This is a genomic window from Blautia sp. MSJ-36, from assembly GCF_018917985.1.
Lineage (GTDB): Bacteria > Bacillota > Clostridia > Lachnospirales > Lachnospiraceae > Blautia_A.
In genome coordinates this window covers 1-20,802 of the sequence record NZ_JAHLPQ010000035.1, presented here as the reverse complement: position 1 = coordinate 20,802, position 20,802 = coordinate 1, and the positions used below count along the sequence as shown (strand labels likewise).

Below are 20,802 nucleotides of genomic sequence, written 5' to 3'. Positions count from 1 at the left end.
GATTCATGCAGGTGTAAGCCTGAACGAAAGTGGAGTAAATTATTGAAGAAAGAGAGGATTCAGTCAAAATGAAAATGCGATTTAAAAGATTCTTGTCGGGATTTATGGCAGTTGCAACTTTGGCGTCTGTTATCGTTCAACCAGTCACGGTTTCTGCTTCTGAATTAGAACCAGAACCAACTTCCTTTGAACAGCAATATCCGGAACTGCAGGATGTGCAGGATACTCTTGATAAAGATGAAATTGTGGAAGCAAAGGATATTGAGATTCCCTATGGAGAAGAATTTGAGGTGGAAGTCGATCTGTCCGGTATAGAGGGCGTGAATGAAAAAAAGGTGAAAGTTTTATTCCATGAAGCAAAAAGTGAAGCTGGTACAGATTTTGACGTACATACACCGGATACCTACAAAGCTGTCTATGCAGTAGAGCCAGTCAGCGGTCACCCAGCTTACAGAGTAAGCAGAAACATTACGATAAAAGAGCCGGAAACAGAAGCACAGACAAAGAGTTCTTCTGAAAATACAGCTGGTGAAGGAAATGCCGGTGAAACAGAAGATTCCGGAAATGCGGAGGATGCTGATTCGGATGGGTCAAAAGAGATTGTAACAGATCTTACAGAAGAGCAGGAAGTGACGACAGATGAAGAATCCGGTCTGACTGTTTCAGAAGTAATGGATCAGGTAGCGGAGAACGGTATTGACCTTTATTCTATGGAAGAAGGAGAAGCGGTTACTTTTATGGCAACAGATATTGCAACACAGAGTACCAAGAAAGTTACAGTGACAAGAGGAACCTGCTATCAGTATTCGGATTACGGGTATGGAAGTTATCTGACTTATAAATATACGGTTCAGTTTGGTAATGTTTCTGCCACAGCATATTGTGTAGAGCCTTCTAAATCCAGTCCGGGAAGTGGTACTTATGACATTACAAAGCTCAGTGACGGTAAGAAGCTGGCAAAGGTTTGTTACTATGGCACAAAGGCTTCCGGTGATGAAGGATTTTTCACAGAGGAAAATGGCTATGGAAACCTGAGTGCAGGTGCCAGATTTATCTTAGTACATCTGGCAGCATCTTATGCCAATGGTGGAGATTCTGCTTTCTCCGGTGCAAGCAGCAAGGCGAAGACACTTGCAATGAAACTGTATAATTACTGTATTTCACAGCCGGAGATTCCAGATGTAGATATGAGTTTTTCAGATGCAGATGTGACAGCCTATGTAGATGGCAACAGCCAGAGAACAAAGGAAATCACTTTTAAAGCAGATGAACTTCAGAGTATCACGATGAAACTTCCAAGTGGTGTGAAACTCCATAACGTGACAACCGGAAAAACAAGCAAAGCTGGTGAAGCAGTGGAAATCAATGGTGGAACCAAGTTTTACTTATCTGCACCTCTTACACAGGTACAGGATGTCGCAGGAGGCTGGTCTGCAACCATGAAGGGCAGTGTAACGAAAGATTATTCTGCATATAAGATCAGTACCGGCTCCGGTTCACAGGATCTGGCACTGGTATTTGGTGAAGGTGTCGATGATGAAAAATATGTGGACTTCAAAGTAACATGGGTACAGTACGCAAGTGTTAAGGTGATTAAAAAAGATGCAAAAGCAGACGCAAAGCTGGCAGGTGCCGTGTTTGGTTTATACAGTGATGCAAACTGTACAAAACTGATCACAAAGTTACCGGCAACCGATGCAAATGGGGAAGCGTCCGTGCAGATCATTAAGACACAGGACACTGTATATCTGAAAGAGATTACAGCTCCGACAGGATATCGTATCAATGCAACTGCTTACAATGTAAAACTGGAAGTCAGCAAAACAACAACTGTAACTGTTCCGGATGAGGAACAGATGGGGCAGCTGACTGTTTATAAAGAAGGTCAGGTTCTGACAGGTGCAGATGTCACCGAGAATGGAACAACATTTAAGTATGAGAAACGCAGACAGAAAGGTGCGATTTATGATGTGTATGCCGGGGCAGATATTAAAACTGCTTATGGTGCCAAGGTTTACAGCAAGGGTGATCTGGTCAAAGAGAATCTGACAACAGACTCGAATGGGGCAGTCATTCTGAAAAACCTGCATCTTGGTACATACATTGTCAAAGAAAAACAGGCTCCGACAGGATTTTATAATGCCGGGGAAGAAAATTCGGTTACGCTTTCTTATGCAGGACAGAATGTAGATGTTGTTTTTTCTGAGACAACCTTTACGAATGACAGACAAAAAGCAGAAGTGATTGTGACAAAACAGGATAAGGATACAGAAAATCCTCTGGATGGAGGAATTTTTGGACTCTATGCAGCCAGTGACATTAAAAATGCAGATGGAATGGTTGTCGTAAAGAAAGGCACTCTGATTGAGAAAGTGACAACTGGCAATGATGGAACGGCGAAGTTCACCGCAGACCTGCCGCTGGGATTTTCCTATGATGTAAAGGAAGTACAGGCTCCGGAAGGCTATCTGAGAAATGCGGATGATGTGTATACGTTTGCTTTTTCTTATACAAACGATAAGGAAGCAAAATTGACATTTAAGCATACCTTCAAAAATGAGCGTGTGACAGCAAAGATTTCCTTACAGAAACAGGACAAAGAAACAAAGAAGGCAGTTCCACAGGGAGATGCTACTTTAGAAAAGGCAGTCTATGGACTGTATGCCTGTGAAGATATTGTTCATCCGGATGGAGCCACTGGCGTGATCTACAAAGCGGGAGAGCAGGTTGCCACTCTTACAACAGATAAGAATGGAAAGGCTTCCGTAGATGGATTATACCTTGGCAATTACTATGTAAAAGAGATTACTCCTCCAACTGGGTATCTGGCAGATGAAGAAGAACATGATCTGGTCTGCAACTATGAGGGTGATCTTGTAGCGGAAGTGAAGCGTGACTGTCTGTCTCTGGAACAGGTGATGAAGCAGCCATTTGAAATCATCAAGGCAGCGAACAACGGAAAGACAGATGCCGATTTACTGAAAGGTGCAGGATTTACCGCTTATCTGGTATCTTCCCTGACAGTAAAAGAAGATGGCAGCTATGACTTTGGTTCTGCCAAGCCGGTAGTGATCGGGGAAAATGGTGCAACAGAGATCTTTACAGATGAGAAAGGGTATGCCCGCAGTATTGCGATTCCGTATGGAACTTACATCGTCCGTGAAACAACCACACCACATGTTGAGACGGTATGTTTATTGTCCAAACTTAATGCGAAGCAACATATCGAGGTGGAGCTAAATCTGGACGAGCTGGATCTGACTTCAGCGGAGAGTAAGGCTACTTATGATGAAATCAAGGCATATGTTCTGGAGCATACGGGGTTAAAGGTATCTTCTCTGTACATTTCCCAGATTAAGAGAAAATGCGGACTGGATGTAGGGCAGAATTACAACCTGTCAAAGAAGGAAGATGCAAAAGTGCCGCAGTGTCCTCCAGAAAAGGAAAAAGCAATTATGGAAGCATTGAAATATTTTGGGATGATTTAATTGCTCTTTTTTAGAAAATAGTAAGGACACGCTCATCTGTGAGACATCTTCTCCGGATGGGCGTGTTTCTTTTTGAATATTCGAAAGAAGTTGCTTTTTACTTGCTCTTTTTCAGAGAGTAAAAGTCGAAGTGGCGTGATAGAATTGTACTAATGGTTAGGTTGAACTACGAAAAATGTAAAACTATTATTGTGGGAGGAAAATAGCATGTATTCAGTTGATGCGGGTGATGCACAGTTACTGCTTGGATATACAGATATTTTTTCTGATGAAATGCCGAATTTGAAAGAAGAAATCAAGAGTATGAATATGCATAAGGCAATTTCCATTATTTGTGAATTGATTAGAGTAAGAGATGCAATGCTTGATCCGGTACGAATTTATGGTGGAGAGTTTAGAATTCCATTTGAAACTATATTAAAGAAAGAGATGTGCGGTATTGTTCCGAAATCTCCAGAAGAACTATTTGCAAATCCATTATTAAAAAGAAATGTACATATTATTTCGGTTCAAATGTTGCTTATATTACTCAAAAAAATTGTTCAATTTGGAAATTATGAAACTATATGTAATACACAATATGAAATAGCACAAAAAGATTATAAAAAGATTATTCAATTGCAATTAGTAGTGGCAGAACAACTTAATCAGAAGCATTCAGAAGAATTTGATAAAAGCCATTTCCTTTATTCAACGTATCATCTGAATTATCAGAGAAACGTTGCTCATGAATTTCTAAGAATGTATTATATGATGGAAAAAATTAGTAAGGACATAAACAATTTTGATGCAGATGTTCAGAAAGAGTATAGGGATTATTATTCAGCTTTTGCGGAAAAGTATCAATTTACACCTACGCAATATAGTTTTTTGTTATTTTGGGAATTGAGCATTTATTATAGTGATATAAATGGTTTGATATATGATACAATGTGGCGGAATGTTGAAAAAGTTTATGGAAAAATGAAAGAAAAAGAACTGATCAACAAAGTTATTGGAGTATTATCACAACAGGTAAAAGGCTATGCAACATGGGCTTCAGAAAGTGAGAATCATGAATGGGATTTTAGTAAGTTCTTTGAATTTCCTTTTATCAAAGATGGCAAAGGAAACTATATATCGGTATGTGACATTACATTGAGAAATGCATTTTTTGAAAAGATTTTCTGGCTGATTAGAGATTGTTATCCGAAAGATGATAGTAGAGCAATGGCATTTTTTGGGAGGCTTTTTGAAAAGTACATTCAGAATTTAACGCAAGAAGCTACAAAAGATAGTTATTCCTACATAGAGGAATTTACTTATGGAAAAAATAATAAAAAATCTTCAGATGCCTATATACGGAAAGATAATAGTTTATTAGTAATAGAGGCGAAAGGATTTTCTGTTTTATTAGATTGCATGACCAAAAATGAAAGTGTTGAAAAAAATAATAATAGAATGTTCGCAAATCCTATTATTCAGGCAGATACATGTTTGGCTACTATTATTGAAGCAAAGCCAGAGTTTGCAGGAATAGAAGATGCATATATAATTTCTGTAACAATGGATAATATTAATGCGGTTCCCGATTATTATAATGAAATACATAAAAATGTAGAAGCAGAAAAGAGATGTAAAAAAACTAAATACTACTTTAATTTCAATATTGAAGAATATGAAATGTTAATGTATTTAGTCGAGCAGCAACAAGATATTTTTGACTTATTGAAAAAGTATTATGAAAATGAAAAATTAAAGCCTTTCAGTAATTATTTAAGACAAAAATATCCAGAGGCTAAAATGACATCTTTTATGGAATCATTGTATCAGGAAGCAAGTGAAAGAATGAAAGATATGCTATTTGAGGAATAAGGAATGTGGGGTAAAATCCCCACTAAGAGGGGATGATTAAGTATAGACAATAAGAACACTGTCTCCACACGCAGCGAAAGTTAATTCTTATACTTAATTGCAAAACCACTATCTTTTTCGAAATTAATACCAAACAGCATATTGAAGTTAAGATGGATGGGCTGGATTTGACTGCGGCGGAGAGTAAGGCTACCCATGATGAGATTAAGAAGGATGTATTGGAAAAACATGGTTTAAAGGTGCCCGGTCTGTATATCTTTCAACTCAAGCAGAAGTGTGGAATGGATGTTTGACAGAATTATAATCTATCCAAGAAGGAAGAAGCTAAAGTACCACAGTCTCCGCCGGAAAAGGAAGCAGCAATTATAGATGCATTAAAGAGTTTTCAGATGATTTTATGAGATATTTGACTTTAAACAAATTCAGATAAATTTACAATAATATTGCTTTGCTGGAGCAGCCAGTCCGAAAATTCCTTCGGGCTGGCTGTTTTCTTTTTCACAGCCTGTTTCCGTTGCAAGGCTTCTTTTTTGAAGGATTCAAAAGCAGCCAGCATTTCTTCCAGACGGTCAGCAGGAAAACCAGAAGTTTTCTTTGCCTTATTGATTTTGTTTCGCCAGTTTTGGCACTCGTTTTTGTAGAGCAGATCATAATAGTTTTCTCTTGCTCTCTCATCAAACGCATGCTTGTTCTGGAGAGATTGCTTTTTACGACACTTATCACTGCACAGCTCATATCGTTGGCTTTTGGCAAGAAATACTTTCCCACAGATTTTGCATTTCCGGAAATACAGCCCCCAATCGTTCAGGTGGTTCAGATAATAGATCATCAGCGGATACAGGGACGAATAAGCAGCAACACACTCCATTTTCCGTTTGCTGTCTGGATACCAGAGGTCAAGCCGGGTATCTTCCTGCGGCACAGAACCATGAATATGCGTGGAAATATTCAGTCGTTTTGGCTTCCCTGTGTCCTCGTCAAAGTCAAGGGGTGGATTGCCCATAAATAAGGCTGTAAAGCCATTCATTTTTTCGATAAAACGTTCGCAGGCAGATTCCCGATCTCGTGGTTCTCTTGCCTTCAAATATTCATTCCAGATACGAAGTGCCACATACATTCTCACCGGATCACCGGTGAGATATTTTTTTGCCAGAAAATCACCGGACACCTGTTCCAGTTCTGGCTGTTTCCAACGATTGGAGTGCAGGGCTTCTCTCAAAGGTATTAAACCCAAACGGTTCCATTCACCGTCCGAATCATGCTCAAAGGCTGAAAGCATGGTTCCCAAAGGGCGTGTAACATCACAAAGCACATCTGCATCGTCATATCCCTGTAAACGAAACCGGATTTGCAGTTCTTCTCCAATTAAAATACGCTCTTTCATTTTCTGTCTGTCCAATGTCAGCACCAGCAGAACACGGTCATAAAGCGGTTCATGCCGCACAAATTCAAAATCCATACAATTCCCTCATTTTGATTTATGGTAATTTTATAATTTAGTCATATTAGTTACACTTATAGTACTGCAAAGCTATTGCTTTGTCAAGCTTGTGACGATATGATGACGCCAGATGGTAATTTTATTCCATCGTGTACTTTGACAACTGAATGACCGTCTGAACCGAGATAAACCGCCATGACCTTTCCTAAAACTGGGGGCGAGCGCATCGAGAAATCGGTGACTCATGTATGTCGAGCAGGGCAGCATGAAGGAAACGGAACAGGTAGAACGGCAAATATGTAGAAAATGAAAATCAATCAATTTAAATAAAGGAGGAACACTGATATGAAAGAAAAAATGAAGTGGAACAATTACGACTCACTGCCCCTGATTTTGGATGTTACGGATATTCAGCATATCATGGGAATTTCCAGAGCCAGTGCTTATGAGCTGGTACACACACCGGGGTTTCCGGTGGTGCGCAGTGGCAGGTTAATTAAAATCAGCAAGAAAGCCTTTTTTAATTGGCTGGACAGCGGCGGAAATTCCCACGAGAACGAAAAAGAGAAAACAGCATAACCGTGAAATGGAATATGAGGAAGATTTTTATGATGAAGCTGTCTAAGTATGAGAAAGAAACCATTATCCTGTTCAACGAGGGCGAGGATACCGCCCACATCCAGACCTACAATGCCGGACTGCGGAAGCGGCTGGCAGTGTTCAGCAAGAAGCACCCAGACCTTTGCCGCTTGGAAAAATCCTTCGCCCAGGGCGGCGTGATCTATGTGCTGGACAAGTCCAGACTGTCTTTCCGGCTGCAAGCACCGTACAGCGAGGAACGCAGACGGAAAGCATGCGAGAGCGTAAAGCAAACCGGGTTCAAGAGCCGGACGGAATAATGTAACAGTTAGGGGGCGATATGCGGTCAAAATGTCGGGCTTGCATCCGATGTTTTGGCCGTAACTGCATTAGAGCGTGTAAGTGTATCGTTTCTATCTCATTTGAGAATTAAAGTCAGCCACAGAGCGGTTGAAATACTCAATATTTTTTTGAAATTCACAAAATACAGTGGAATTTCAGAAGCCCCCATGCTATACTTAATAAGTTAGAAAGTTATGCGATGGAGGTACTTTTCGTGGCAATGTCTTATAATAAGCTCTGGAAATTGATGATAGATAAAAAAATGAATAGAACACAATTAAGAAAAGCCGCCCAAATAAGTTCTAACGCTATGGCAAAATTAGGTAGAGACGAAGCGGTCAATATCGCCATATTGGGTAAAATATGCAGTGTTTTGGATTGTGATTTTGGAGATATAGTGGAATATATCAAAGACGGAGAGGAACACGATTGATTTTTGAGGTGGACATACGTATGTCCATGCCTTTTGATATAATTCAGAATGTGGACACCCCACTATTCTTGAGGAGGTACTGAATATGCCATCGAAAAACGAGAATGACGTTTTGAATGTTGCAGATTTTGAATATAAAGAAGTATCTTTGGATGAGCTTGAGCAAAGTCTGGAAACTGAGCTTGAAGAAAAGGTTGGAGACCTTAATTTTTTGCAGGAAGAGCATGAGCATATAAATAATCCAGACCACCTTGGAGAAACAGTCCTAAATGTGGTTTGGGAACAGTTCATGAATCAAGTTGCTACAACTGCCGGAGAAGATTTTATTAAAGAAAATAGAGGGCTTCATCTTGATTTAAGGAAAGAGGCTCATATCCAAACTACAGAAAATTTCGCAGAGGGTAAGATTGCAAACCATAACACAAAAATCGATTATCAGCAAAGATATGACGACTGGCAGAGCAACTTTCAAAAAGACCCCAATATTGAACACAAAACAAGTAATTACAGATATAACGAAGAACAACAGGTGTGGGAAAAACACGATACAAGAAGCGACTCTTGGAAGAAGGTATTAAATAAGGATGCACGCACAGATTTTGATAAAGGCAGACCTACGGGTAAGAACACAGCTAATACCAATATGGATCATACCGTTTCAGCAGGCGAGATTATTCGTGATCCAGCGGCAAATGCACATATGACTCGTGAAGAGCAGATTGCTTTTGCTAACAGTGAAAAGAATTTAAATTTGATGGATTCGGCAGCCAATCAATCGAAAGGCGATTCTACAATGTCTGAATTTTTGGACAGCGAAAGAGATGGGAAGAAAGCATCAGAACGTTTTAATATTGACGAAGAAGAACTTAGAAAAAAAGATGCCGAAGCACGTGAAGAGTACGAAAAGAGGAAAAAAGAAGCAGAGCAAAAGTCTATCGAAGCCGGGAAAAAGTCCCAAAAGGAAGAAGCTTTTCGTATTGGTGGAAAAGCTCTTCGCACAGCTTTTATGACAATTCTTGCGGCGTTGGTAAAAGAAGTAATAGGAAAGCTCGTTTTATGGCTTAAGTCAGCAGAAAAGAGTTTGAAAAGTCTTCTTGAACATATCAAAATGGCGATTCGTTCTTTTGTGGGCAAGCTTAAAGGACTCCTTGTTAGTACCTCGGATTCCGTAATAACAACAATTGCCACATCTATCGTTGGTCCAGTTGTGGGTACGATTAAAAAAGTATTTATGCTCTTAAAACAAGGGTGGAAATCACTCAAGGAAGCAGTCCAATTTCTGCGGAAGCCAGAGAATAGAGGTAAACCTTTAAGTTATCTTCTTCCTCAAGTCGGCATAATTGTCGTAACTGGTCTTAGCGGTATCGGAGCGATCGCACTTGGCGAAATCATCGAAAAAGGTCTCATTGCCCTCTTGCCTGGCTTAGGAGTAGATATTCCTATTCTTGGAAGTCCCGCCAACCTAATTGGTATGCTTATGGGAGCAATAGTTTGTGGTGTTATTGGGGCAATTGCTATTAACTTAATCAACAAGCAAGTTGCAAAACAGCAGAAAAATGAAAATTTGAGTGCCCAAATTGACAAGAAAAATGAAGTATTGCAGACACAGGACAAGCTTATTAAAGTCAAAATTCAAAAGATGGGCAATGCTAAAGAAAATGCTGTACGCTCTATGAAGGATACCCGTGAGCAAGCTAAGGATATTATTAGTGAAGCTATGACTACCATTTTTCGTGAGGACGAAGAAGACCATTCAGAAATATTAAATTCAACTGCTGAAGATTTGGCAGATCTGCTTAGCTGAGGAAGGAGTTCAAAATGAGAACGCATACTTTATTGGTAATTACCGGTATTGTTATAACAGGTGCAGTTGCCTATACTACCTATAGACATTTTTGCAAAACTAAAAATGAAGATCGCAAAAAAGGATCGGATCCTAATGGCTGCATAAATAATGCTCCAGATGCACCTATATCAGAAGAAGTGTATACATCGACCACTACGGATGTTTACGAAACGAGAGAAGCAGTTGCTCACTCTGTAAGAGGGAGACACAGGGACGCCACTTATGCTATGGAACAGTCCCTGAACACAATTTTTAATAATTCGGAAAATGATAATACTGAGACCGAGAATAGTCAAGTTCTTAGGGAAACAAGCAGTGAACTTGACGACTTACTGAAGTGAGGAATAATCAAAAATGGAATCGAATCAAACTACGCCTCTTGTTATTAAAGAGCATGATTTCCAAGAGGCAAAAAGTGCGCTAAAAAAATATACAGAGCAAGCAAAAGAAGAGGTTGAACTCAATAGAGTCCCAACCGATGGAGGCTTATTCAACCTAGGAGACCATAAGGTAACAGGTTCCGAATTAAACCGAATTACCACTCAAATCCAAGACTGCCTTATTGGTCTTAATCACCTCAGTCAAGGTCTCGTTGATGAGTTTGGGCAGGTATATAAAGCATTTGAATACCTTGATAAAGATTATATTTCTGGCATCGTGGCTTCCATTAAGGCTGCTGAGAAAGTAAGCTTAGAGGAACAGAAAGACCGTAAGGACATTAAGGAGCTTATCGAGCAACATAAACAGTCCATCGCTGTTTTGAAAAAGTTCAAGGCAGATATTGAGAAAATCAAGCACTTAGCTGATATTGATAAGGCCTGGGATCTAATTGAGAAGCAAACGAAGTTGTCAAAGGAACTTGGCGATTATATAGCAGACCTTTCAAAATTAAAGCACATCAAAGATGTGGATAGAATTTATCATGGTCTTGAAAAGGTTATAGCAGATTGTGCAAGAGTTTCTGAACAACAAGCCGAATTTTTATCTGCCCTTAACTCTGTTCGTGAATTTTGTGATTCTCTTGCAAAAATTAAGCATATCGAAGAGATTGATGAACTATGGGATAGTGTAGAAGATGTTGTCGGAGATCTTGAGGCTATTAAGAAATTTATTGAAACTCAGAGCAAGGCTATCTCTTCCTTTCATGAAATAGCTCGAAGCTTGCAAACAGAACAGAAGCATTATATGGAGGAAATTAGCAAGTCTGTTTCTGAGTTCCGAGAGAGTCTTGATAATAAGGTTCAAAAGCTTATCGACACACAGACTGTAAAACTGGACAATATAGAGACAGCACATACGCAAGCAGTTGAACAACTTGCGTGTGAACAGAGTGAAAGACTGTCCGCTATTGAAAAAGTTCAAAATGAAAAATATGACTTTTTCATTAAAGAGCAATCTATGTCTCTAAGCAAAATTGAAAAAATGCAGAAAGAAGCACTCGAACAATTAACTGAGAATCAATCAGCGATGCTTGAGCAGATTTCCAATGAACAATCTGTTAATTGGGAAAATGCAATCAAGTTGCTTGAGGAAGAAAAAGTTACTCTTAATGAGCAAGTTGCTACCATTGAGCAGAAGGTAAAGCTCTCTTATTTTGTTGCTGGTGGAGCAGTGGCTTTGACTATCATTCAACTGCTTTTGAGTGTATTGGGTGTCTTGTAAATGAGAGAAAATGTTTTCAAAACCGAAGTGCTGGATTATGCATCCAAATTGGATGCTGTAACAAATTCGTATGGAAAAATTGTAAAAGCAGCTTCAGCTATTGTCGAAGAACAGGATAATTCATCAACGGTGTATCTAATAAATCATACATCCCAGCTCATTAAGTCGACTGAGTCATCGAAAGATTTGAAACGGCTGGCAAATACCTTGAAAGATAGCATAATGAAATATTATGGTTATCTCTATATTCTCGAAGCACAAGATAAGGAAGTAGCGGATAATGAAGATCCTCGTTCACTTGACGAACTTCTTGAAGACTTAAATGGGTTGATAGGTTTAGAGAACGTCAAAGCGAAAGTGAATGATCTCATTTCTTTTCAAACTGTTCAAATGCTTAGAGAAAAACAAGGATTGCATTCTCATAAAGGTACAATGCACCTTGCTTTTACCGGAAATCCCGGAACAGGGAAAACAACAGTTGCCCGTATTGTTGGACGGATTTATAAACAGATAGGTCTCTTATCCAAGGGACATTTCGTGGAAGTTTCCCGAACGGATTTGATTGCAGGCTACCAAGGTCAAACTGCTCTTAAAGTTAAGAAGGTTATAGATGAAGCAAGAGGCGGCGTTCTATTTATAGACGAAGCGTACAGTATTACAGAAAATGATCACAGTGATTCTTATGGTCGAGAATGTCTTACCGAACTCACAAAGGCACTTGAGGATTATAGAGATGACTTGGTTGTGATTGTTGCTGGCTACACAGAGCCAATGAATCATTTCTTTGCATCAAATCCTGGATTGAAATCTCGCTTTAATACCTTTATTGAATTTCCCGATTACTCAGCCGAAGAATTATCAAGGATGTTTTTCAAGTTGTGCAAAGAAAACGATTATTACCTATCTGATAATGTCGAAGCTCATGTTCTCAACATTCTTATGGAGCAGGTCAAAAATAAAAAAGAGAATTTTGCTAATGGTAGACTTGTAAGAAACATCTATGATGATGTGACGATGAACCATGCAAGGCGAGTAGTAAAAATGAACACTCCCAGTCGAGAAGACCTGTCTTTAATTACCTGTGATGATTTTGAGAACATTGAGTTAGACTATCGCAACGATGAAAATACTGCAACTGAATAATTGACCAAGCCAAAGGCGATCAACCGTAAAAAGTTGGTTGCTTTTGTTTTGCCCATTATCAGAAAGGAGAAGTTGCCCATGAGCGAAGAATTGGAAAAGCTGAGACACAAACAGTATGTTGCGGAGCGCAAGCTGACCACAGCCAAGCACAAGGAGAAGCGTTTGCAGAGTGAGCTGAAACGGCTGACCAGAAGTGAGAGAACCCATCGGCTTTGCACTCGTGCCGGAATGTTGGAGACCTTTTTGAAAGAGCCGACCCTCCTGACCGATGAGGATGTGATGGAGCTGCTGACCTTCATCTTCCAGAGCGAAGCGGTTCAAAAGAAGCTGAATCTGCTGATTGAGCGCCGGAGAGAAACGCAGGAAGTGGACGAGGGAGAAAACCCTTGACGGAGACAAGGGCGCAATTATACACCACCTAAAGATGGTGATTGCGTTCTGCCGAAAGCCCATTGCATGGAGCGTGATGATTTCCGCAAAAGTCCCTTGCTCCAATCATCCAGAGGAAGCTACACTTCCCCTGCGCTGGCTTTGCCAGCTACCCCTTTGTGGACTTGCCGCCGAGGAACGATTGCAAGCAATCATTCCCCGACAACAAGTGAATATCCCCCACCCGGCCGTGCTGAAAAGTATCGGTCTTTTTTTGTACCATCGAAAGGAGGTTCAACCGAAGATGCCAGTACCACATTTGGAAATCCGCATCGTCCAGCGGAGCAAGGGTAGCTCTGCCGTTGCCGGAGCTGCCTACCAAGCCGGAGAAAAACTGTTCTCCGAGTACGACCAGAAATCCAAAGACCATCGAAGAAAACAGCCGGAAGTCCTTTACACGGAAATCATGTTTCCGGCAAATGCCCCGCCGGAATACGCCGACCGGGCAACGCTCTGGAACGCTGTCGAGGAAGTGGAAAAGCAATGGAACTCGCAGCTTGCCAGACGATTCATTCTTGCCCTGCCGAGAGAAGTCCCGACCGAAATGTATCCGCAGATGATGCAGGAATACTGCCGAGAACATTTCGTGTCCAAGGGAATGTGCTGTGATTTTGCAATCCATGACCCAGATCCTCCCGGACACAATCCTCATTGCCATATCATGCTGACCATGAGAGCCATTGACGAAAACGGAAAGTGGCTGCCCAAGAGCCGCAAGGTTTATGACCTTGACGAGAACGGCGAGCGCATCAAGCTCCCCTCCGGCAGATGGAAAAGCCACAAAGAAGATACCGTTGACTGGAACGAGCAGTACCATGCCGAGGAATGGAGACACGGCTGGGAGCTTGTTCAGAACAAGTATCTGGAACTTGCCGGAAGCCCTGAACGAGTGGATATGCGCTCCTATGAGCGGCAGGGGCTTGATGTGCTGCCCACCGTCCACATGGGAGCCGCCGTTTCTGCGCTGGAACGCAAGGGCATTGAAACCAATATCGGTAATCTCAACCGAGATATTAAAGCCGCCAACCGCATGATGAATGCCATCCGCAGCACCATCCGCAATCTGCGAAACTGGATTGCGGACATTATGGAAGCGACCAAGGAAGCCCTTGCAGAAACGGAAGCACGGGCAAAGAACACTTTGCCCGATCTGGTTTTTCTGCTTCGTGATTATCTGAACTTGCGAAAGGCAGAACGCAGCGACTGGTCGAGGTACGGTCAGCAGAAAGGCACGACCGATGATTTGAAGGCAGTCTCCAAAGCCATCATCTATCTGAAAGAGCATGAGCTTTTCACGCTGGAAGATTTGGATGCAGCCCTGCAAGGAATGAGTGAGAAGTCCAAGGGCATCAACGCCGCCATGAAGAAAGCATCTGCCCGCATGAAGGTCATTACTGGCATTCAGAACGCCGTGGCAGATTGCCAGACCCACAAAGCGGTTCATGACAAGTATCTGAAAATCGGCTGGAAAGCACGACAGGCAGCGTTTGCAGAAAGCCACAAGGACGAGCTGGACAGCTTCAACAAAGCGTTCCGCTATCTCAAAAAGCAGGGCGTGGATTTGAATGTCAATCTGGATTCCCTGCAAGCGGAGTACAGCAAGCTGCAAGCGACCTACGCAGAGCTTGTCGGACAGCTTGCCGCCGCCAAGGAGGAATTGCAGCCGATGAAAGATATTCGCTATTGGGTCAGCAAAGTCCTCACGCCGGAGCAGTCCGAGGCCCTGAAGAAGCCCGAACCGAAGCACTCCGTCACGGAAAAGATAAAGTTTCTGCAAGAGCAGAGCAGCAATCAGCAGGAGCAGAAAACCCCGCAACAGAAAAAACAGAATATGGAACTTTGACAGGCATCTGATTTTGAAAGAAATTGGGTGCCTTTTATTTTGGATTGGAGGTGCGAAAAAGGAACAGGAACGATAAAAATTTTACTTTTTTGTGTAGTTATTGCTGTTTGGACAGCAACTTTCGGGGGATTTGGGGGTAAGAGTGAAGGGGTTCCTTGGCAGAGCGCAAAACAAAAAGGACAGAAATGTTAGAAGGCGGCGCAACAAAGGGCTCAAAAACAGGACAACAGCAGATGACAGAACAGAAAGGAAGATGCAATGAATGTATTTGAAGCGGTCAAACAGAACTTGACCACCCGACAGGCGGCAGAGCTGTACGGCATTCAGGTCAGCCGTCATGGCATGGCAGTCTGCCCATTTCACAATGACAAGAATCCCAGCATGAAGGTGGACAAGCGTTTCCATTGTTTCGCTTGCCAAGCGGACGGAGATGCAGTTGATTTTGTTTCCCGTCTGTTCGGACTGCCCAGCAAAGCCGCCGCTATGAAGCTGGCTGACGATTTCGGTATCAGCTACGACAACAGGCAGAAGCACAGAATCAAACCCCATATCCGAGAGCCTACCTCGGAACAGAGATACCGCCAGGAAGAAAGCAGATGCTACAAGGTGCTGTCCGATTACTTCCATCATCTCAGGGCATGGAAGCAGCAATACGCACCAAAGCAGCCGGAGGATGAATGGCATCCGCTGTTCGTGGAAGCTCTGCAAAGAGAAAGCCATATCGAATATCTGCTGGATGTTCTTCTGTATGGCACAGCCAAAGAAAAGAAGGCTCTGGTTGCCGAGCAAAGAAAAGAGGTGATGAAACTTGAGCAACGATTTGCAGAACACCCAGACGGGCATGACCGTGGAGGAAGTCAGAGGAAGTCTGGACTCGACCGATAACGGAGCTGTCAAAAACAGCATCCGAAACTGTCTGACAGTATTTCAGAATGACCCGAAGCTGGAAGGAGCGATTCGCTACAACATCCTGACGGAGCGCATTGATATTGTGAAGCCGCTCTGGTGGAGCAAGCCGACAACGACCTTGAACGATACGGATTTAAATTATCTGATGCTCTATCTGGAAGATCAGTACACACTGACCAGCGAAAAGAAAATCCAGAAAGCCATCTCCATTGTCGCTGACTGCAACAAGTATCACCCCATCCGTGACTATCTGAACGGTCTGGAATGGGACGGCACCGAGCGCATCCGCTGCGCCCTGCCCCATTTTCTCGGAGCTGAGGAAAGCGAGTTTACCTATGAATGTCTGCGGCTGTTCATGCTGGGCGCAATCAGCCGGGTATTCAAGCCGGGAAGCAAGTTTGAAACTATGCTCTGTCTGGTCGGAGGACAAGGTGCAGGAAAGTCCACCTTCTTCCGGCTGCTGGCAATCAAAGACGAATGGTTCTCCGATGACCTGAAACGGATTGACGATGACAATGTTTACCGCAAGATGCAGGGACATTGGATTATTGAAATGTCTGAGATGATTGCCACAGCCAATGCCAAGAGCATTGAGGATATTAAGTCCTTTATCAGCAGGGCGAAGGAAACCTACAAAGTGCCGTATGAAACCCATCCGGCAGACCGATTGCGGCAATGCGTGTTCGGCGGCAGCTCCAATACGATGGACTTCCTACCTCTTGACCGAAGCGGCAACCGAAGGTTCCTGCCCATTATGGTACACCCGGAACGAGCCGAGGTTCATATTCTGGAAGATGAAGCCGCATCGAGGGCGTATATCGACCTGATGTGGGCAGAAGCAATGACCATCTATCGGAGCGGTTCCTTTCGCCTAACTCTCTCCAAGCAGATGAACAAGGAGCTGCGGGAGCTGCAAAAGCAGTTCATGCCGGAGGACACCAAGGCAGGGCTGATTCAGTCTTTCCTTGATAATTTCGATGGCACACAGGTCTGCTCCAAGTTGATCTATGCAGAAGCTCTGAACCATTCCTTTGATGAGCCGAAGCAATGGGAAATCCGAGAGATCAATGAAATCATGAACAACAGCATTGAGGGCTGGACAGCGTTTTCCAATCCCCGAATCTTTGCCAAGTACGGCAGACAGCGAGGTTGGGAGCGAGCTGCTTCCGGCAACGAGCAAGCAGCAACCGGCTCTGATTTGCCGGACGGCTTTCGTGAGGTGACCGAGGAAGAAGCCCGACAGATGGAAATTCCATTCTGATAAACCGACCGTGTTGCCGAGCTGGTTGCTATCCCGTTGCCGACCCCGTTGCTGGGCTAATCCCTTAAATTTCTTTTATTGACAAGGGTTTTAAGAGGTCTGACAACGAAAGCAACGGAGAAATCAAAGAAAAAAGCAAAAACAGTATAAGAACCAGATAGGACTATGTTCGAGGTTTTTTGAAGCCCGTTGCCGGACTTCGTTGCCGACACACACCCTGTCTGGCATTCACACGATGGAGGTAGCCTATGGTAGATGAATGGAGCGGTTTTGCAGATTTGCTGGCTAATCTGATTGGAAAATACGCTTCAGTATTAGATATTGAGCATATGCCCGCTCGTTTGGTTGTGATTGATAAAAAAGATGATACAGAGAAAAATAAAAACAGTATCAATTCTGCGTCAATAGCTGTTGAAGATAAAAATGCAGCATGATATAATAAACGTGAGATAAATGTCCAAACTTACTCTGGAGGATATGACTTCGGAGTAAGGATACATAAAGATAGTATCTGTAACACTTATGAGGATCATGAGATGAAAAACGAAAAAACAAAAGTCTATATCTACACACGAGTATCTACCGCCATGCAGATCGACGGATACTCTCTGGATGCACAAAAATCCAGGATGAGAGCATTTGCAGAGTTTAACGATTATAAAATCGTCGGTGAGTATGAGGATGCTGGTAAATCTGGCAAGTCTGTAGAGGGCAGAATCCAGTTCAATCAGATGATGGAGGATATCAAGTCCAACAAGGACGGTGTGTCCTATGTACTTGTGTTCAAGCTGTCTCGGTTTGGTAGAAATGCGGCAGATGTGCTGTCCACCTTGCAGGTCATGCAGGATTTTGGCGTCAACCTAATCTGTGTGGAGGATGGGATTGACTCATCTAAGGATGCTGGCAAGCTGATGATTTCTGTTTTGTCAGCGGTTGCAGAGATTGAACGTGAAAATATCCGTGTGCAGACCATGGAGGGCAGAATTCAAAAGGCTCGTGAGGGCAAATGGAACGGTGGTTTTGCTCCTTATGGATACAGTTTGGAAAAAGGGCAGCTCTTTATCAATGAGGAAGAAGCAGAAGCAATTCGTGTGATTTTTGACCAGTATGTGCATACAGATATAGGAGCAAACGGACTGGCAAAATATCTTGAAAATCATGGTATTCGAAAGATACCACGGCAAAATGGAAAAAATCCGTTATTCGATGCGGCATTGCTCAGAAGAATACTAAAAAATCCTGTGTACTGTGGTAAAATTGCTTATGGAAGGCGAAGAACGGAAAAGGTTCATGGTACAAGAAATGACTACAAGCTTGTAGAACAGGATGATTATTTACTGGTGGATGGATTACATGAGGGAATTGTTTCAGAGGATCTTTGGAATGAAGCGCAGGTGAAGTTACTGGCACAGGCGAAAAAATATGAAAAGGTCAATCATGGCAAAGATAATAAAATTCATCTGCTGTCTGGGATTGTAAGATGTCCAATCTGCGGCGCTGGAATGTACGGAAACAAGAGCATCAAGCATAAAGCAGATGGTACGAAATACAAGGACTTCTTTTATTACGGTTGCAAACACCGCACGATGACCCATGGACACAAGTGCGACTATAAAAAGCAGATCAATGAAGAACTGCTGGACGATGCAGTTGCTGAGGTCATTGTGAAGTTGGTCAGCAATCCGAAATTTGCCACTATGATGCAGGAAAAAATCAACATGAAGGTGGATACGACTGCTATTGAGCAGGAGATTGCGAATTACGAAAAACAGCTTCGGCAAAGCTATTCCGTCAAAGCAAGGCTTATGGAAGAAATAGATTCCCTTGACCCGGACGATAAGCACTATTACAAGCGTAAGACAGATCTTGATGATCGACTTTACAAGATGTATGATAAGATTGAAGATACGGAAAATTTGCTGATCGCTGCTCGAGCAAAGAAAATGGCTATCGAAGCAGAGAAACTGACTGGAGATAATATCTACAAGGTTCTGATTTATTTTGAAAAGTTGTATGCTGTAATGAATGAGCAGGAAAAGAGGCAGTTGATGGAGACATTGATTTCTGAAATTCAGATTTACCCAGAGCGCCAGCCCAATGGACAATGGTTGAAATCCATCAAGTTCAAGTTGCCTATCATTGAGGAAGATATGAATATCAGTTTGGACAATGATACACATGTGGAGACTGTGGCGTTAATTGCGAGAAAAGATAAATAAAAGTCAAAAAGTAGCGTATTTTTGAACCTTTTTCGGAAGTTGGGATTTGAATCCTAACTTCTGAAAAGGCTTGGTTGTTTTATATGGAAACATATCTACTGCAAAATGTGTGCCAGGTTGTAATCTCGGATTAGATGTCAAGTGTTTTTGGATGATTTTTTAAAAACTGAATGCCGAAGTTATGAAAAGGTATTGACAAATAGAATTAACATGATTATTATATGCATAAATTGATATGGAGCTTGTCTCGGCATGAATGAAGGCTATAGATTTTACTGTTTCTGAACACAACAGTGTATCTATAGTCTTTATTTTTTCTCAATTGAAACTGATCATGTGCAGCAAAGGTGCTAATAGGGATTATAGATACCCTGCTAGTGCCTTTTTTGTATTTACGGACAGATATGGAGAGAATGGTGATACTGTAATATGTAACGGCATAAAGGTTGTGGAGAAACAGAAATTTACGCTGGTGGATGAAGCAGAGAAAAGAGATTATACAAACAAGATAGGAAAAGAATTTCTGACAAAGGCTTCCTCAAGAATTCCGGTTTTAAAGGATGACATAGAATAAAGAAGAAAGAGGCTATAACAATGAGTAAAACAGAATGGATGAAGAAAATAATAATCATCGTGATTGGTTCGATCATAGCAGCATATGGCATTACCCTTGCATTATATGCAGGATTTGGAGGGGCGACCTTTGCTGTTTTGTGGCAGGGGATTTCCATGACATTTCATATAAGTATAGGTATGGCATCTCTGATTGTAGCCACAGTTATGATCGTGTTCGCATTTTTCTATGACAGATCACAGATACATATCGGTACGATCCTTTATCAGATTGTGTATAGCCTCTGTGTTGACTTGCTTGCAAATGTACATGTGTACAGTTCGTATTTGTGGGTGAATGCACTGATCATGTTGTTGGGAGTCATGCTTTTTGCAGTCGGAACAGGATTTTATGCAGCAGCTTCACTGGGACGTGGTTCTTATGAGGCATTAACCTTTTCTCTTGCGGAAAAAAACGGCTGGCAGGTAAAAGTAGTACGGATGATACTGGATATTATTATGGTACTTGCCGGAGTTTTGCTGGGTGGAAAGTTTGGCGTATGTACAATCGTAACGATCATTATCTCAGGACCGGTTATTCAGTTTACGGCATCAAAAACTAAAAAATTATTTAAAATGTAAAGGAGAGAGTCTTTATGTATGATAAATGTTAGAAAATATCAAGGGAGTGTCGCAAAATCACCGGAATAGGTGATTGAGCGGCACTTTCTGCTTTTTAGAAAAGAAAATTGGCAGAAAATCTTTGTACGTTGATTTTCTGCCAATTTTTTTCGCACCTAA

Annotated in this window: 18 protein-coding genes; 17 read left to right on the top strand and 1 reads right to left on the bottom strand. The window is 41.9% G+C overall.

Annotated features, from left to right (window positions below):
* Positions 1-68: 68 nt before the first annotated feature.
* Both KQI39_RS15670 and KQI39_RS15665 read left to right on the top strand, forming a co-directional pair.
* Positions 69-3,488, top strand: coding sequence for a SpaA isopeptide-forming pilin-related protein (locus KQI39_RS15670; RefSeq protein WP_253293219.1), 3,420 nt, complete (start codon positions 69-71; stop codon positions 3,486-3,488).
* A gap of 207 nt (positions 3,489-3,695) precedes the next feature.
* Complete coding sequence (locus KQI39_RS15665; RefSeq protein ID WP_216419484.1) at positions 3,696-5,342, top strand: hypothetical protein; 1,647 nt, start codon at positions 3,696-3,698, stop codon at positions 5,340-5,342.
* A 412-nt stretch (positions 5,343-5,754) separates the two neighbouring features.
* Here the strand turns inward: KQI39_RS15665 and KQI39_RS15660 are convergent, their stop codons facing one another.
* Positions 5,755-6,801, bottom strand: a complete 1,047-nt coding sequence (locus KQI39_RS15660) for a hypothetical protein (protein WP_216419482.1) — start codon at positions 6,799-6,801, stop codon at positions 5,755-5,757.
* 327 nt (positions 6,802-7,128) lie between these two features.
* On the opposite strand from KQI39_RS15660, the gene KQI39_RS15655 reads away from it, so the two are divergent.
* The 15 genes from KQI39_RS15655 (at position 7,129) to KQI39_RS15585 (ending at position 20,643) form a co-directional block, all read left to right on the top strand.
* Entirely contained in the window at positions 7,129-7,362 is a 234-nt protein-coding gene (locus KQI39_RS15655; RefSeq protein WP_216419480.1) for a helix-turn-helix domain-containing protein, read from the top strand.
* 29 nt (positions 7,363-7,391) lie between these two features.
* Entirely contained in the window at positions 7,392-7,682 is a 291-nt protein-coding gene (locus KQI39_RS15650) for a molecular chaperone (RefSeq protein WP_216419478.1), read from the top strand.
* A gap of 242 nt (positions 7,683-7,924) precedes the next feature.
* The gene (locus KQI39_RS15645; RefSeq protein WP_253293220.1) at positions 7,925-8,137 is read left to right on the top strand and encodes a helix-turn-helix domain-containing protein; all 213 of its coding nucleotides are present in this window, start codon (positions 7,925-7,927) and stop codon (positions 8,135-8,137) included.
* Positions 8,138-8,222: 85 nt separating this feature from the next.
* Entirely contained in the window at positions 8,223-9,941 is a 1,719-nt protein-coding gene (locus KQI39_RS15640) for an AI-2E family transporter (RefSeq protein WP_216419472.1), read from the top strand.
* 14 nt (positions 9,942-9,955) lie between these two features.
* Positions 9,956-10,324 (top strand): hypothetical protein, encoded by a 369-nt coding sequence (locus tag KQI39_RS15635; protein ID WP_216419470.1) that lies wholly within the window; start codon positions 9,956-9,958, stop codon positions 10,322-10,324.
* A gap of 13 nt (positions 10,325-10,337) precedes the next feature.
* Entirely contained in the window at positions 10,338-11,645 is a 1,308-nt protein-coding gene (locus KQI39_RS15630; protein WP_216419468.1) for a hypothetical protein, read from the top strand.
* Positions 11,646-12,788, top strand: a complete 1,143-nt coding sequence (locus KQI39_RS15625; protein ID WP_216419466.1) for an AAA family ATPase — start codon at positions 11,646-11,648, stop codon at positions 12,786-12,788.
* Positions 12,789-12,866: 78 nt separating this feature from the next.
* On the top strand, positions 12,867-13,178 hold the full coding sequence (locus KQI39_RS15620) for a DUF3847 domain-containing protein (RefSeq protein ID WP_330654087.1): 312 nt from the start codon (positions 12,867-12,869) through the stop codon (positions 13,176-13,178).
* 283 nt (positions 13,179-13,461) lie between these two features.
* Complete coding sequence (gene mobQ / locus KQI39_RS15615; RefSeq protein WP_216419464.1) at positions 13,462-15,060, top strand: MobQ family relaxase; 1,599 nt, start codon at positions 13,462-13,464, stop codon at positions 15,058-15,060.
* A gap of 258 nt (positions 15,061-15,318) precedes the next feature.
* Complete coding sequence (locus KQI39_RS15610) at positions 15,319-15,945, top strand: CHC2 zinc finger domain-containing protein (protein ID WP_216419463.1); 627 nt, start codon at positions 15,319-15,321, stop codon at positions 15,943-15,945.
* Positions 15,902-17,230, top strand: a complete 1,329-nt coding sequence (locus KQI39_RS15605) for a virulence-associated E family protein (protein ID WP_216419505.1) — start codon at positions 15,902-15,904, stop codon at positions 17,228-17,230. Before KQI39_RS15610 ends, KQI39_RS15605 begins: the two co-directional genes overlap by 44 nt.
* A 248-nt stretch (positions 17,231-17,478) precedes the next feature.
* The gene (locus tag KQI39_RS15600; protein WP_216419461.1) at positions 17,479-17,664 is read left to right on the top strand and encodes a hypothetical protein; all 186 of its coding nucleotides are present in this window, start codon (positions 17,479-17,481) and stop codon (positions 17,662-17,664) included.
* Positions 17,665-17,766: 102 nt separating this feature from the next.
* The gene (locus KQI39_RS15595) at positions 17,767-19,449 is read left to right on the top strand and encodes a recombinase family protein (RefSeq protein ID WP_216419459.1); all 1,683 of its coding nucleotides are present in this window, start codon (positions 17,767-17,769) and stop codon (positions 19,447-19,449) included.
* A gap of 256 nt (positions 19,450-19,705) precedes the next feature.
* Entirely contained in the window at positions 19,706-20,023 is a 318-nt protein-coding gene (locus tag KQI39_RS15590; RefSeq protein ID WP_216419457.1) for a hypothetical protein, read from the top strand.
* Between the two features lie 20 nt (positions 20,024-20,043).
* Positions 20,044-20,643, top strand: a complete 600-nt coding sequence (locus tag KQI39_RS15585) for a YczE/YyaS/YitT family protein (RefSeq protein WP_216419455.1) — start codon at positions 20,044-20,046, stop codon at positions 20,641-20,643.
* Positions 20,644-20,802 lie beyond the last annotated feature (159 nt).

Excerpts from the sequence above, each read along its gene's own strand:
- KQI39_RS15670 (WP_253293219.1), top strand. The coding sequence starts at position 69 with ATGAAAATGCGATTTAAAAGATTCTTGTCGGGATTTATGGCAGTTGCA.
- KQI39_RS15665 (WP_216419484.1), top strand. The coding sequence starts at position 3,696 with ATGTATTCAGTTGATGCGGGTGATGCACAGTTACTGCTTGGATATACA.
- KQI39_RS15660 (WP_216419482.1), bottom strand. The coding sequence starts at position 6,801 with ATGGATTTTGAATTTGTGCGGCATGAACCGCTTTATGACCGTGTTCTG.
- KQI39_RS15655 (WP_216419480.1), top strand. The coding sequence starts at position 7,129 with ATGAAAGAAAAAATGAAGTGGAACAATTACGACTCACTGCCCCTGATT.
- KQI39_RS15650 (WP_216419478.1), top strand. The coding sequence starts at position 7,392 with ATGATGAAGCTGTCTAAGTATGAGAAAGAAACCATTATCCTGTTCAAC.
- KQI39_RS15645 (WP_253293220.1), top strand. The coding sequence starts at position 7,925 with ATGTCTTATAATAAGCTCTGGAAATTGATGATAGATAAAAAAATGAAT.
- KQI39_RS15640 (WP_216419472.1), top strand. The coding sequence starts at position 8,223 with ATGCCATCGAAAAACGAGAATGACGTTTTGAATGTTGCAGATTTTGAA.
- KQI39_RS15635 (WP_216419470.1), top strand. The coding sequence starts at position 9,956 with ATGAGAACGCATACTTTATTGGTAATTACCGGTATTGTTATAACAGGT.
- KQI39_RS15630 (WP_216419468.1), top strand. The coding sequence starts at position 10,338 with ATGGAATCGAATCAAACTACGCCTCTTGTTATTAAAGAGCATGATTTC.
- KQI39_RS15625 (WP_216419466.1), top strand. The coding sequence starts at position 11,646 with ATGAGAGAAAATGTTTTCAAAACCGAAGTGCTGGATTATGCATCCAAA.
- KQI39_RS15620 (WP_330654087.1), top strand. The coding sequence starts at position 12,867 with ATGAGCGAAGAATTGGAAAAGCTGAGACACAAACAGTATGTTGCGGAG.
- mobQ (WP_216419464.1), top strand. The coding sequence starts at position 13,462 with ATGCCAGTACCACATTTGGAAATCCGCATCGTCCAGCGGAGCAAGGGT.
- KQI39_RS15610 (WP_216419463.1), top strand. The coding sequence starts at position 15,319 with ATGAATGTATTTGAAGCGGTCAAACAGAACTTGACCACCCGACAGGCG.
- KQI39_RS15605 (WP_216419505.1), top strand. The coding sequence starts at position 15,902 with ATGACCGTGGAGGAAGTCAGAGGAAGTCTGGACTCGACCGATAACGGA.
- KQI39_RS15600 (WP_216419461.1), top strand. The coding sequence starts at position 17,479 with ATGGTAGATGAATGGAGCGGTTTTGCAGATTTGCTGGCTAATCTGATT.
- KQI39_RS15595 (WP_216419459.1), top strand. The coding sequence starts at position 17,767 with ATGAAAAACGAAAAAACAAAAGTCTATATCTACACACGAGTATCTACC.
- KQI39_RS15590 (WP_216419457.1), top strand. The coding sequence starts at position 19,706 with ATGAAGGCTATAGATTTTACTGTTTCTGAACACAACAGTGTATCTATA.
- KQI39_RS15585 (WP_216419455.1), top strand. The coding sequence starts at position 20,044 with ATGAGTAAAACAGAATGGATGAAGAAAATAATAATCATCGTGATTGGT.